Below are 13,079 nucleotides of genomic sequence, written 5' to 3'. Positions count from 1 at the left end.
ACGGGTGGTGCAGCCTCCGCGATGGGGAGCGCCGGGCCGAGCAGCGCCCTCTCCGCGTCGGGCAGTGGCGTCTCTGCGTCCGGCGGCGGCGCCTCCGCGTCGGGTGGTGCCTGGCCTGCGGGAGGTGGCGCCGCGCCCGCTACGAGCAGTGCCGTCTCTGCGGCGGGTAGCGCCGGGCTCACGCCGGGCAGTGCCTCCTCTACGTCGAGCAGCGCTGGCTCCGTTTCGGGCGGCGGCGGGCCTGCGACGGGCCGCACCGTCGCTGGGTCGGGAGGTGCCGGTCCTGCGTCGGGCAGTGGAGTCTCCGTGTCGGGTGGTGCCGGGCCTGCAACGGGGGGTGCCGCCTCCGCCACGGGCAGCGCCGCGCCCGCGGCAGGCGCCGCTCCGCACGCGCCCCGTGACACCGTCGCCGCTGTCGTGCGCCAGTGGCAGGCTGTGCGGCCGGATATCGATACCGGGCCTATGGAGGTCATCGGCCGCATCAATCGCTGTGCTGCCCTCCTGCAACAGGCCGAGGACGCCCCGCTGCGCCGCGTCGGTCTGACCCGGCCCGAGTTCGACCTCCTCGGCGCGCTGCGTCGCACCGGACATGAACTGACCCCCGGTGAACTGGCCCGCGAGACCTTCTCGTCGGGTGCCGCCGTCACCAAGCGCCTCAAGCAGCTCCAGGAACGCGGCCTGGTCGACCGGCGCGCCGACACTCGTGACCGCCGTGTCTCGCACGTCGGCCTGACCGACGCGGGCCGTGACCTGGTCGACTCGATCCTGCCCGATCAGCTCGCGTACGAGACCGTCGTCCTCGCGGGGCTCGACGAGGACGGGCAGAGTCAACTCAGCGCCCTGCTCGGGGATTTGCTGGGGCAGCTGGAGGGGCGTCTCGGTCTCTCACCCGGCTTCCGCGGCTGAGCCGGGGCTGAGCCGCGCCTTCCGGGGCTGAGCGGGGCGAGCCGGGTTCGAGGGGGACGCTGCGTCAGAGGGAGACGCTCCGTCAGTGGTCCTCCATCGACGCCGCCAGCAAATCCCTTGCCCCGGGCTCCACATGCTCCGCGTAGTACTCATGCAGGGCCGTCCGGCCAAGGCGGGCGGCGAGTGGGGCGTTGCCTGCCGCGATCGCCGTCAGGACCTCGCGGTGATGGGCTATGGAGCGCTCCATCCAGGCCGTGGTGTCCGCGACGCCCGCGATCTTCTTCTCGATGACCTCCACCACCGCCTCGTGCACGGCACGTGCGCACAGGCCCAGGAGGGAATTGCCGCTCGCCTCGGCGATCGCGCGATGGAAGAGCGCGTCCGCCTCGCTGAACGCGTGCAGGGACGCCGGGCCGCCCAGGCTGAGGGATTCCATGCGGGTGATCTGCTCCCGCATCCGGGCGAGGTCGTCCTCGCCGTGCAGACGTGCCGCCAGGCGGTTGCTCTCCGCGTCCAACACCATGCGGAACTGCACCAGTTCGCCGAGCGTCGCCACGCTGGAGCGGGTCAGGCGGCCCAGGGCCTGGCTGAGGTTGTCGGGGGAGACGCCGAGGACCTCGGCGCCCAGCGGGTCGCCGGGGCGGGAGCGGATCAGGCCCGCCGACTGCAGGACCCGCAGTGCCTCGCGGACCGTGGACCGGCCCACGCCGAAGCGGTTGACCAGCTCGCGCTCGGCGGGCAGCCGGGAGCCGGGCGGCAGATCACCGCTGAGGATGCGCTCCTCGATCTGCTCGGCCACCCGCTGGTAGGCGCGGACCGGTGTGACCGGCCGGAACAGGTCGGCGTCGTCGGCGGCCATCGGCCCGCCCCCCTCCACGGTGCGTAATTGCTACGCGAGTGCTACGCGAGTGATACGCGGTGTCGGCGCGGGAAAACCAAGATCTGGTGGTTGACCCGGCCCTGAACGTGCAGGCAGAGTACGGGAATTCAACTGGTCTGACCAGTCGACTGGCCTCTCGGCTGACCGACTTGGAGGTTCCATGCACACCAGCTCAAGCACGTCCGTCCCCGTCCCCGTCCCTGACATCGACTCCGCCGCCGTCGTCGCCTTCACCCAGGATCTGGTCCGGCTGCGTACCGTCAACGCGGCCGGTGCCACCGACGTGGAGCGGCCCGCGGCCGAACTCGTCGCCCGCCTCTTCACCGAGTTCGGCTGGGCGTACGACGTGGTGGAGGTCGCGCCGGGACGGCCCAACACCGTCGCCGTCATCGAGGGCGGGGGAGGCGAAGGGCCGACCCTGATGTTCGAGGGGCACATCGACGTCGTCACGGAGGGGGACCCGGCGGACTGGAGCTTCGATCCCTACGGCGCGGAGATCCGGGACGGCAGGCTCTGGGGGCGCGGCTCCGCCGACATGAAGTCCGGTGTCGCGGCGATGATCTACGGGGTGCGGGCCCTGCAACTGTCCGGCCCCTTCCCGGGCCGTGTCGTCCTCGGCGTGCTGTGCGACGAGGAAGGGCTGATGCTCGGCGCGAAGGCGTTCGCAGCGACCCCGCTCGCGCGTGAGGTGGACGGAGTCATCGTCTGCGAGCCGGAGGGGTACGAGGTGTGCACCTCCGCCCGCGGCGGCATCCGGCTCCGGCTCGATCTCGACGGGGTGATGGCCCACGGCGCCATGCCGCAGGAGGCCAGGAGCCCGATCGTCGCGGGGGCCCGCATCGTCGAGGCACTCGCCCGCGTGCAGGACTGGGCCCAGGAGCGGTACGGCACCCACCCGCACGCCGGAAGCGTGACGGTCACGCCGACCGTCCTGCACGGTGGGGACCCGGACCAGCTCAACGTCATCCCCGCGCACGGGCTCGTCGGCATCGACGTACGCACGATCCCTGGCACCGACCACGCCGAACTCATCGAGCGGATCAGGGAGTTCGCGATCGAGGCGGCCGGGACCGTGGGGGTCGGCGTCGGCCTCACCGTGGTCGACGACCGGCCCGCCATCGAGATCCCCGAGGACCACCCCGTGGTCACCGCCCTCGTCGACGGACACCGTCAAGTGCATGGCAGCCCACCGCCGTTCGGGGCCGTGCCCGGCACCACGGACGGGACCATCCTCACCCGCGACGCCGGTCTGCCGACCGTCGTCTACGGACCCGGCGGGAAGTGGATCGCGCACCAGAAGGACGAGTTCGTCGAGGTGCGCGAGATCGTCGAGTACACGCGCGTGTACGCCGCGGCGGCGCGCTCCTTCCTGAACGGCGCGACCGGAGGTGCGCGATGACCCGCCCCGAGACGTGTCCCGAAGGGCTGCCCGTCGGAGACGGCTGGGTGGCCGCGCCCGCCAGTGGGCCCGTCCGCTTTCCGTACGACGGCAGCGAGATCGGCACGGCGCCGATCGGCGACGAAGACCTCGCGGTACGGGCCGTCGAACATGCCGCGGCGCTGCGGGCGGGGGTCGGCAGGCTGACCGCCGGGACGCGGCGGCAGGTCCTCGCGGGGGTCGCGGCAGCGCTGGACGACGCGGCGCCGGAACTGGTGGACCTGCTCGTCCTGGAGACCGGGAAGCCGCGGGTCGACTGCGAGGTCGAGATGCGGCGGTCCGTGGCGACCTGGCAGTCCGCCGCCGACGAGGTGGCCCGTTTGCACGGTGAGACCGTGCCGCTTGACCTCCAGCCGTCCGGGGAGGGCCTCTTCGGCTTCTGGACGCGCAAGCCTGTCGGCGTCGTGGTCGGCATCGCGGGCTTCAACTACCCGGTCCTTCTCGCCTCCCACAAGATCGCACCGGCGCTCGCCGCGGGCTGCCCGGTGATCGTCAAGCCCGCACCGGCGACACCGCTCGCCACGCTGCGGCTCGTCCATCTCGTACGGGAACAGCTCGCGGCGGCCGGTGCGCCCGTCGGAGCGGTGCAACTCGTCACGGGGGACGCGGAGGTCGGCCGTACGCTCACCACGCACCCGGGGGTCGCCGCGGTCTCCTTCACCGGGTCAGCGGCCGTCGGCCACCGCATCGCGCGGGACGCGGCGCCCCGCAAGGTGGTCCTCGAACTCGGCTCCAACGCGGCGCTCGTCGTGGCCGCGGACGCCGATCTCGACGCGGCGGCCGAGGCGGTGGTGCGGGGCGGGTTCTACGCCTCGGGGCAGGCCTGCATCTCCGTACAGCGGGTCATCGTCGTGGCCGCGGTCGCGGACGCGTTCGAGAAGCGGCTCGCGGACCGGCTGCCGGACGTGGTGGTCGGCGACCCGCGGGACCCCGGGACACGCGTCTCGGCGCTCATCGACGGGACGGCGACGGAGCGGGTGCTCGACTGGGTCGGACGGGCGCGGGCGGCGGGCGCGCGGCTTGTGGCCGGGGGAGTGCGCGACGCGGGCGGCCGGTGCGTGGCCCCCACCCTGCTCGCGGAGGTCCCCGACGGCGAACCCGCCTGGGACGAGGAGATCTTCGGCCCGGTCGTCTGCCTGCGCACCGTGCCGGACCTGGACGCCGCGTACGACCTCGTCAACGCGAGCCGCTACGGCCTGCACGCGGCCGTCTTCACCCGGGGCCTGCGGGCGGCGCTGGAGGCCGTGGACCGTCTGGAGGTCGGCGGCGTCGTGGTCAACGAAGTCCCCGGCTACCGCAGCGACATCGCCCCGTACGGCGGCGTCAAGGACTCGGGCATCGGCCGCGAGGGCCCCAGGTTCGCGATCGAGGAGCTGACGGTGACACGGATGGCGGTCGTCAGGCCCTAGGCGAGGACCGGGCCTCTGCGCGGCTGCCTCACTCGCGCCACGGGCCGCACGGAGCCGCCTCCGGTCCGCACGGAGCCGCCTACGGTACGGGCGGAGTTGCCTCCGGCCCGCACGGAGCCGCCTCCGGCCCGCACGGAGCCGCCTCCGGCCCGCACGGAGTTGCCTCCGGGCCGCACGGAGCCGCCTCCGGCCCGCACGGAGTTGCCTCCGGCCCGGACGAAGCCGCCTCCGGCCCGGACGAAGCCGCCTCCGGACCGGGCGGAGCCGCACCCCTGCCGAGCGCCCGGCCCCAGCTCACCCCCAGCCCGCCCCCCCCAGCAGACAACCCACGACAACCGACCTCGACCCTGACCCCGACCCCGGCCCCGACCCCCGCCAAGAGAGGCAGCATCACCATGGACTACGGCAACCTGTTCCGGCTCGACGGCCGCCGCGTCGCGGTCGTGGGCGGCGCGAGCGGCATCGGCCGCGAGGCCGCCCGCGCGCTGGTAGCCCAGGGCGCGCACGTCATCGTCGCCGACCGGGACGCGGAGGGGGCGGCGGAGACTGCCGAGCTCGCGGTGGGCGGGGGCGGCGAGGGAGCTCCCGGCCATGCGCCCGCCCCCGCCCCCGGCACCGCCGTCGCCCACCCCCTCGACGTCCTCGACCCCGACGCCGTCCGAGCCGCCGTCGCCGCGTGGGAGCCGCTCGACGGGCTCGTGGTCACCGTCGGGGTCAACGTGCGCAAGCGCCTCGCCGACTACAGCCTCGACGAGTTCGACCGCGTCATCTCGCTGAACCTGCGCTCCTACCTCACGCTCATCCAGGCCGTCGCCCCCGGTATGGCCGAGCGCGGCCGGGGGAGCGTGGTCGGCTTCGCCTCGATGCGGGCCTTCCAGGTGGAGCCGGGGCAGGGGCCGTACGCCGCGTCCAAGGCGGGCCTGATCCAATTGCTGCGGACCGCGGCCGCGGAATGGGGGCCGCGGGGCGTGCGGTTCAACGCTGTCGCGCCCGGCGTCGTCCGTACTCCGCTCACCGATCAGATCGCCGCAGACCCCGCATGGTTCGATGCCTACGCCCAGGCCTCCGCGCTCAAGCGGTGGGCCCGCGCCGACGAAATCGCGGGCGCCGTCGCCTATCTCGTGTCGGACGCGTCCACCTTCGTCACCGGCACCGTGCTCACAGTCGACGGCGGCTGGACCGCGGTCGACGGGCGTTACGACCCCACGGTGTGACTCTCCCCGCCCCTCCGATGTGACCTCCCCAAGGAGCCCCCGCATGCCCCCCACAGCCGAAGCCAGCGGCGAGCAGGGTCCACCGAACCCCGCAGCCTCGCCCCTGGACGGCCTCCCCACCCTCCGCGGCGTGGCCCGGCCCTCCCTCTGGCTGCTCCTCGTCCCCGTGCTCCTCTACGGCTCCGCCCCGTTCGTGGCCAACCGCATCGAGCCGCGCATCCTCGGCATCCCCTTCCTCCTGGCCTGGGTCATCGCCGCCACCGTGATCAGCCCTCTGGTCATCTGGCTCGCCGCCCGGCTCGACCCGGCGTACCGCACGAACGCCGTGGAGCCGATCCCGGCCGACGACTTCGCAGCCCCCGCCACCGAAGGAGGCCGCCGATGAACGGCTCAGCGGCCGGCGCCACCACCATCTTCGGGCTCGCCATGGTCGCGACCATCCTGATCGGCGTATGGAGCGCCCGCGGCCGGTCCAAGGGCCTCGCCGAGTGGTCCGTCTCCAGCCGCGGGCTCGGTGTCCTGTTCATCTGGCTGCTCATGGCCGGCGAGACGTACACGAGCTTCTCGTTCCTCGGCACCGCGGGATGGTCGTACTCCTTCGGCGCACCGATCCTCTACCTGGTCGCCTATCTGACCGTCGGTTTCGCCGTCGCGTACGTCGTCGGTCCCGCCCTGTGGACGTACGCGTCCCGGCACGGACTCATCTCCATCGCGGACATCGCCGAATTCCGGTTCCGCTCAAGGCCGGTGGGGATTCTCGTCGCTGTCGTCGCGACGGTCTTCATCGTTCCCTACATCCAGGTGCAGATTCAGGGCATGGGCGTCGTCGTGAACGCGATGACGTACGGCAGTGTCGACCTCAAGGTCGCCGCCGTCATCTCCTTCGTCGTCGCGGAGGTGTTCATCCTCGTGTCGGGCCTGCGCGGCTCGGCGTGGGTGAGCGCGCTCAAGGACATGCTGGTGATCGTCGCCGTCGTGTTCCTCGCCGTGTACATCCCGATGCACTACCTCGGCGGTTTCGGCGACTTCATGCAGCGCATGGTGACGGAGAAGCCCGAGTGGCTGACCTTCCCCGGGCACGAGTCGGGCGGGCGCAACGCCATGTGGTTCCTGAGCACCGTGGTGCTCAACGCCGTGACGATCACCATCTTCCCGACCACCGTCGCCGGCTACCTCAGCGCGAAGAGCCCGAACGCGCTGCGCCGCAACGCGCTGCTCCTGCCCTGGTACCAACTGCTCCTGTTCGTACCGATGGTGGTCGGTGCCACGGCCCTGTTCGTGATGCCGACCCTGGGCAATCCCGACCTGGCGCTCTTCAGCCTCGTCACCGATTCACTGCCCTCGCCCGTCGTCGCGCTCATCGGCGTCGCGGGCGCCCTGTCGGCGATCGTGCCGATGAGCGTCTTCATGCTCTCCATCGGCACGTTGTGGGGCCGCACGGTCCTCGGCGGCGGCAACGGCGCCGACCCGCGGGCGCGCCGCCGCGCGCCGGGTGCGTCCGGCGACACGAACGACATGCGGGCCAAGCGGCTCTCCCAACTGGTCTGCGTCGTCGCGGGGTTGATCGCCCTCGCGGGCAGTCTCTTCTACCCCAACACCCTGGTGGAGCTCTCCGTCCTGTCGTACGAGGGCCTCGCGCAGCTGGTGCCTGTCGTGCTCCTCGCCTTGTTCTGGCGGCGGTTGACCGCGCGGGCCGCCGTCGCCGGGATGCTCACCGGGCTCGTCGTGATGACCGCGCTGTGGGCCACCGACAACGACCCGTACCACGGTGTGAACGGTGGCATCATCGCCCTCGCGGCCAACCTCGTCGTGCTGCTCGCTGTCGTCCGGCTAGCGCCTGGCCCGGGGCCGGCCGCGGTCTCCGTCGCCAACCCCGCGGTGCCGGACGAGAGTTCGGCGCAAGCCACCGTGAAGGAGACCCGATGACGGACAGAGACAGCTTCGAGGTGCCGGGCCTCCAGGAGCCCGTGGAGATCCGGATCGACCAGTGGGGCGTCCCGCACCTGTACGCGGCGTCCCAGGACGACCTCTTCCTGGCCCAGGGCTTCAACGCCGCCCGCGACCGCCTCTTCCAGCTCGACCTGTGGCGGCGACGCGGACTCGGGTTGCTCGCCGAGGTGTTGGGGGAGCGGTACGCCGAACACGACCGCGCGGCACGGCTGTTCCTCTACCGCGGCGACATGGCCGAGGAATGGCGCGCGTACGGCGACGACACCGAGCGGGTGACGACGGCCTTCGTCAACGGCATCAACGCGTACGTGTCGCTGTGCCGCGCGGATGCGACGCAACTCCCGCCGGAATTCGCCCTCCTGGCATACGAACCGGCGTACTGGCAGCCCTCCGATGTGGCCCGCGTCCGGAGCCACGGCCTGCAGTACAACCTCCGCGACGAGGTCGCCCGGGCCCTCACCCTGCGCGATCACGGCCCCGAGGCGGAGGAACTGCGCCGCCGGCGCGAGCCCGCCCCGCACCGGCTGCGCGTCCCCGAAGGCCTCGACCTGTCGGTCATCCCGTCCGACGTCCTGCGCGTGTACGAGATGGCCACCACGCCCCCGTGGGCGGCGGACGCGGCGCCCCGCCAGGGCCTGGACGGCTCCAACAACTGGGTCATCGCCCCGTCCCGTACGGCCACCGGCCGCCCCCTCCTGGCCAACGACCCGCACCGCGGGATCGCCCTGCCCGCGCTGCGCTACCTCGCGCATCTCTCGGCGCCGGGCATCGACGCCATCGGAGCGGGCGAACCGGCCCTGCCCGGCATCTCCATCGGCCACAACGGCCACGTCGCCTTCGGCCTGACGATCTTCCCGATCGACCAGGAGGACCTGTACGTCTACCGCACGAACCCGGCGAACCCGCACGAGTACTGGTACGAGGACCGCTGGGAGCCCATGACACACGTCGGGGAATCGATCCCGGTGCGCGACGCGGACCCGGTCCAGGCGGACCTGTGGTTCACCCGCCACGGCCCGGTCATCCGCGAACTCCCCGAGCGGAACGCGGCGTTCGCGGTCCGCGCGGCCTGGCTTGGCCCCGGCATGGCCCCGTACCTGGGCAGCATGGACTACATGCGGGCTGCGAGCCCCGACGCGTTCGTCGCGGCGATGGCCCGCTGGGGAGCGCCCGGCGAGAACCAGGTCTACGCGTCCCCCGACGGCACGATCGGCTGGCGCCCCGCCGGACGTGTCCCCGTCCGCCCCGGCTGGGACGGCACACTCCCGGTGCCGGGCGACGGCCGCTACGAGTGGGACGGCTTCCTCGACGTCGAGGAACTGCCCTCGGTCCGCGACCCGGCCCAGGGCTGGTTCGCCACGGCCAACCAACTGAACCTGCCGCCCACGTACCCGAACGCGGAGAAGACGGTGACGTACGACTGGTACGCACCGACCCGCCACGACCGCATCACACAGGAACTGAACGCGCACGCGGCCTGGACGGTAGAGGACTGCGTACGACTGCAGACGGACTACGTGAGCCTGCCGGGTCGGCGGGTACAGCGACTGCTCGCGGCGTTGGTGAACGTCGAAGCCCTGCCCCCCGACGATGTGCTGTCCGGCGCCAACGCGCCTGAGGCCCCGGGTACTGACGTCGGCGATCGCGGCCCCGCGACGGCCTCCGACCGCCCCACTGCTTGCGGCGGCGGGGTGGGCGGGGTGGGTGATGGCGTGCCCGCGGGTGCGACGGAGGGTGTCGGCGGCGGTGTCGGGGCCGTGGCGGGCGTGACGGCCTCCGGTCGCGCCGCCGCTTGCGGCGGCGGGGTGGGCGGGCTCGGTGATGGCGTGGCCGCGGGCGCGTCCGTTACCGGCTGCGCCCCGGGTCCCGGCGACCGCCTCCCCGCTGCCCTCTCCCTCCTCCGTGACTGGGACGCCCGGCTCACCGCCGACTCACCCGCCGCCGCGCTCTTCGAGGTCTGGTACCGGCGGCATCTGCGGCCCGCCCTCTTGGCGCGGGCCCTCGACGGCGTTGTGGGCGAGGAGCAGCGGGAGCGGGCGCTGGCGCGGGTTCTTCCCGTCGAGGACGCCGCGGCGGATCCCCGCGTCGACATGGAGCTCCTCGACGGTGACCCGGACCCCGAGCTGCTGCTCGGCACGCTCACCGCGGCAGTCGACGAACTCGCCGGCCTCCTGGGGGCCGATCCGGACGCCTGGTCGTGGGGCGCCCTTCACCACGCTCACCCGCACCACGCCATCGCCGCCCTGCTCGACGGGCCCGCCCCGGAGTGGGCCTCCGTGGGGCCCGTTCCGCGCGGCGGCAGCGGGGACACCGTGGGAGCTGCCGCCTACGGGGCCGGGTTCCGGCAGACCGCGGGGGCCACCTTCCGGGTCGTCGTGGACGTCGGTTCGTGGGACGACTCCGTGGCGATGAACTCGCCGGGACAGTCCGGCGTTCCGGGCAGCCCGCACTACGACGACCTGTTCGCGAGCTGGGCCGCCGACGGTTCCTTCCCGCTCCTCTACTCCCGCGAGGCGGTGGAGAAGCACACGCGGCGGACCATCACGCTGCGGCCGTCCGCCGCGACGGCTCAGGCCGCCGATCCGAAGGGCAGGTAGTCCACTTCGTATCCGAAGTAACCGGGGCCGGTCAGTGCGAGGCCGGCCGGAGTGATCCAGCGCGGATCGCAGCGGGCGGCGATGACGCTCACGCGCTGGCCGTAGCGCAGGCCCTCCGTGGTCACCGGGTCACCGGTCTCGCTGTCCAGGACACAGATCAGGTCGGGCGTGGTCGCCACCGTCACCCCGTCGCGCGTGGCGAGCAAGTGCTCGTTCTGGAAGCCGAGTTCGAGCACCCGGCCCGCGTCATCCCGCGTGCCGTCGACGCGGGCGTGGCCGCGCGCGAAGCCGCCCTCCGTGCGACGGATCACGTCGGCCACCTTGCCCGTCAGGAGGGGGATGCCGTCCAGCAGCGACCGCGCCGCCGCCACCGGATCGCCGTGCGCGGCGCGCGCCTCCCGCACCACCGCGCCGAGCCGCCCGGCGAGCGTCAGCGTCGCCGGGACCAGACCGTCGGCCAGCTGATCGCCGCGCAGTACCGTGTCCGCGCAACTGATCTGGCAGCCGAGCTCCACACAGACCGCGCGGGCGATCCGCTCGGCGGCGTGATTGTCGACGGCGTCGACGATGACGGTGTTGCCCTTGTCGTCGGCAAGCGCCATCGGAGAGTTGCTGATCCCGGCGAGGCCGGGCAGCACCATCTGCGCCTCGGGGAACGCCCGCCCCATGGCGTCCCCGTCCACGAGGGGAAGCCCGGCCCCCGCGGCGCACGCGATCGGCAGCATCGAGTTGACCCCGCCGACCTCCAGCGGCGTGAGGTGCGTGGCCCGTCGCCCGAGGCGTCGCTCCAGGGCGCGCAGCGCGGCCAGGCACTCCCGCCCGTTGGGCACACGCTCCAGGAGGACGGTGGGCGCGCCCATCCCGGAGATGGGGACCACGGTCGCGTCGGCGTCGACCTCGCCGATGTGGGCGACCCGCACCGGACCGTGCGCGCGGATCGCCTCACGGGCGAGCAGTTTGCCGATGTAGGGGTCGCCGCCGCCACCCGCGCCGAGTATCCCGGCGCCCCGGGCGATGTCGTCGAGGTTGTCGAGGGTGATCTCACGCACGGGACATCGCCCCGTAGCCGGGCGCGGTGGCCTCACCGAGACGCCGCAGGTCCAGATCGCCCACGGCCTTGACGCGGATGCGCGTCGCACCGCCGGGCAGATAGGCGAGCGGCACCTCCTCGATGTTGACGACGCGTACGCTGCCGGGCCGCGCCCCGGCGTCCAGCGCACGCCCGACGGCCTCTTCGCGGGCCCCGGCGAGCACCGCGTCCCGGTGTCCCTCGGGAACCCGGAAGACCCGGTCGACCTCGCCGCCGACCTGAGCGATCGCCGCACCCACCGCGTTGGCCACGTCGAAGTGGCCCGGCCTGCGCACATCGGTGAAGCCGGGCAGCACCTCGGGCACGAGGATGGAACCGCCACCCACGGCGACCACGGGCAGCACCGCCGCCGAGATGCGCATCCGGTCGACGCCTTCGGCGAGCCGCTCGGCGACGCGGCCAAGGGCGCGCCCGGTGAACTCGCCCCCCAGATGGGCGACATGAGAGCTGTCCCCGATGTCCGCGCGTCCCGCCGCCACCGCGAGGTCCGTCGCCGTGAGCCGCGTGCCGCCGAAGACGAGCGCCTCCTCCGTGAGCAGGTAGCCCACCGACCGAGGCCCCGTCTCACCGTCGCGCGACACCAAGGACCCTCCACCGATGCCGAGCGAAAGGACGTCAGGGATACGGAAGTTGGTGCGGATCCCCGCAGCCTCGCTCTCGCCCGCTACCTCGCGCGGAAAGCCCCCGGTCAGCACGCCGATGTCGGCCGTCGTGCCGCCCACGTCGACGACCGCGCAGTCCCCGAGCTGGGAGAGGAGCGCCGCGCCCCGCATCGAATTGGTCGGCCCCGAAGCGAACGTCGCGACCGGGTACGCCCGCGCGAAGTCGACGTCCATCAGCGTTCCGTCGTTCTGCGACAGGAAGAACGGCGCCGTGAGCGACATCTCGGCCAGCGCCTTGCCGAACGACTCGACGATGACCGTGGCCAGGTCCCGCAGCGATGCGTTGATGATCGTGGCGTTCTCCCGCGCGAGCAGCCCGACCCGGCCCAGATCGTGCGAGAGCGAGAAGTGCACGCCCTCGCCGAGCTCCTCCCGCAGAATCTCGGCGGCGCGCCACTCGTCCGCCTCCGCGACCGGCGAGAAGACCGACGACACGGCGACCGAGGTGAGACCGCGCGCGGCGATGTCGGCGGCTGTCCTCCTCAGCTCGTCAGGGTCGAGCGGCGACAGTGGCCGTCCGTCGAACTCCCTTCCGCCGTGGCAGAGATAGCCGTGCCCGCCGACGGCGGCCCGCTGTCGCGCGGGCCAGTCCGCCATGGGCGGCAGGGCGGCGGTGGCGGGCAGGCCGAGACGCACGGCGGCCACGGGAGTGAGCCGGGCGCCCTCGACGAGCGCGTTGAGGAAGTGCGTGGTGCCGATCATCACCGCGGTGACGGATTCGACGGGTGGTGCCAGGCCCTGGATCGCCGCGGTGACGCCGGAGGTGATGTCCGGGGTGGTCGGTGACTTGGTGGCCGCGAGCACGCGGTCGTCGTACCCGAGGAGGACGGCGTCGGTGTTGGTCCCACCGACATCGATGCCGATACGCATGGTGGTGGAGTCCTTCGTGTGGCGACGGGCGAGTGATGCGTAGTACGGACGTGGAGTGCGCCG

10 protein-coding genes are annotated in these 13,079 nt (G+C 73.0%); 7 read left to right on the top strand and 3 right to left on the bottom strand.

The genetic code is table 11. From position 1 onward, the window contains the following. Positions 1 to 417 precede the first annotated feature (417 nt). The gene (locus E5671_RS09900) at positions 418 to 906 is read left to right on the top strand and encodes a MarR family winged helix-turn-helix transcriptional regulator (protein WP_336606044.1); all 489 of its coding nucleotides are present in this window, start codon (positions 418 to 420) and stop codon (positions 904 to 906) included. An 82-nt stretch (positions 907 to 988) separates the two neighbouring features. Here the strand turns inward: E5671_RS09900 and E5671_RS09895 are convergent, their stop codons facing one another. After that, the gene (locus tag E5671_RS09895; RefSeq protein WP_160503475.1) at positions 989 to 1,765 is read right to left on the bottom strand and encodes a FadR/GntR family transcriptional regulator; all 777 of its coding nucleotides are present in this window, start codon (positions 1,763 to 1,765) and stop codon (positions 989 to 991) included. 181 nt (positions 1,766 to 1,946) lie between these two features. On the opposite strand from E5671_RS09895, the gene E5671_RS09890 reads away from it, so the two are divergent. The 6 genes from E5671_RS09890 to E5671_RS09865 all read left to right on the top strand — a co-directional run bounded on the left by E5671_RS09890 (position 1,947) and on the right by E5671_RS09865 (position 10,394). Beyond that, the gene (locus E5671_RS09890) at positions 1,947 to 3,185 is read left to right on the top strand and encodes a M20 family metallopeptidase (protein ID WP_160503474.1); all 1,239 of its coding nucleotides are present in this window, start codon (positions 1,947 to 1,949) and stop codon (positions 3,183 to 3,185) included. Then, the gene (locus E5671_RS09885) at positions 3,182 to 4,633 is read left to right on the top strand and encodes an aldehyde dehydrogenase family protein (RefSeq protein ID WP_160503473.1); all 1,452 of its coding nucleotides are present in this window, start codon (positions 3,182 to 3,184) and stop codon (positions 4,631 to 4,633) included. Before E5671_RS09890 ends, E5671_RS09885 begins: the two co-directional genes overlap by 4 nt. 395 nt (positions 4,634 to 5,028) lie before the next feature. Continuing rightward, the gene (locus E5671_RS09880) at positions 5,029 to 5,847 is read left to right on the top strand and encodes an SDR family NAD(P)-dependent oxidoreductase (RefSeq protein ID WP_160503472.1); all 819 of its coding nucleotides are present in this window, start codon (positions 5,029 to 5,031) and stop codon (positions 5,845 to 5,847) included. 43 nt (positions 5,848 to 5,890) lie between these two features. Next, complete coding sequence (locus E5671_RS09875) at positions 5,891 to 6,232, top strand: DUF3311 domain-containing protein (protein ID WP_160503471.1); 342 nt, start codon at positions 5,891 to 5,893, stop codon at positions 6,230 to 6,232. Then, positions 6,229 to 7,773 (top strand): sodium:solute symporter family protein, encoded by a 1,545-nt coding sequence (locus E5671_RS09870; protein ID WP_160503470.1) that lies wholly within the window; start codon positions 6,229 to 6,231, stop codon positions 7,771 to 7,773. Before E5671_RS09875 ends, E5671_RS09870 begins: the two co-directional genes overlap by 4 nt. Further along, positions 7,770 to 10,394, top strand: coding sequence for a penicillin acylase family protein (locus E5671_RS09865; RefSeq protein WP_160503469.1), 2,625 nt, complete (start codon positions 7,770 to 7,772; stop codon positions 10,392 to 10,394). The genes E5671_RS09870 and E5671_RS09865 overlap by 4 nt, the downstream gene beginning before the upstream one ends. Here the strand turns inward: E5671_RS09865 and E5671_RS09860 are convergent. Beyond that, complete coding sequence (locus E5671_RS09860; protein ID WP_160503468.1) at positions 10,367 to 11,443, bottom strand: S-methyl thiohydantoin desulfurase domain-containing protein; 1,077 nt, start codon at positions 11,441 to 11,443, stop codon at positions 10,367 to 10,369. The two genes, E5671_RS09865 and E5671_RS09860, sit on opposite strands and share 28 nt — an antisense overlap. Then, entirely contained in the window at positions 11,436 to 13,016 is a 1,581-nt protein-coding gene (locus tag E5671_RS09855) for a hydantoinase/oxoprolinase N-terminal domain-containing protein (RefSeq protein WP_160503467.1), read from the bottom strand. Before E5671_RS09855 ends, E5671_RS09860 begins: the two co-directional genes overlap by 8 nt. Positions 13,017 to 13,079 lie beyond the last annotated feature (63 nt).

The organism is Streptomyces sp. BA2 (genome assembly GCF_009769735.1).
In the GTDB taxonomy this organism is placed as follows: Bacteria; Actinomycetota; Actinomycetes; order Streptomycetales; family Streptomycetaceae; genus Streptomyces.
This window is presented reverse-complemented; position numbering and strand designations above follow the sequence as displayed.

Coding starts and splice junctions, on each gene's coding strand:
- E5671_RS09895 (WP_160503475.1), bottom strand. CDS start 1,765: ATGGCCGCCGACGACGCCGACCTGTTCCGGCCGGTCACACCGGTCCGC.
- E5671_RS09890 (WP_160503474.1), top strand. CDS start 1,947: ATGCACACCAGCTCAAGCACGTCCGTCCCCGTCCCCGTCCCTGACATC.
- E5671_RS09885 (WP_160503473.1), top strand. CDS start 3,182: ATGACCCGCCCCGAGACGTGTCCCGAAGGGCTGCCCGTCGGAGACGGC.
- E5671_RS09880 (WP_160503472.1), top strand. CDS start 5,029: ATGGACTACGGCAACCTGTTCCGGCTCGACGGCCGCCGCGTCGCGGTC.
- E5671_RS09875 (WP_160503471.1), top strand. CDS start 5,891: ATGCCCCCCACAGCCGAAGCCAGCGGCGAGCAGGGTCCACCGAACCCC.
- E5671_RS09870 (WP_160503470.1), top strand. CDS start 6,229: ATGAACGGCTCAGCGGCCGGCGCCACCACCATCTTCGGGCTCGCCATG.
- E5671_RS09865 (WP_160503469.1), top strand. CDS start 7,770: ATGACGGACAGAGACAGCTTCGAGGTGCCGGGCCTCCAGGAGCCCGTG.
- E5671_RS09855 (WP_160503467.1), bottom strand. CDS start 13,016: ATGCGTATCGGCATCGATGTCGGTGGGACCAACACCGACGCCGTCCTC.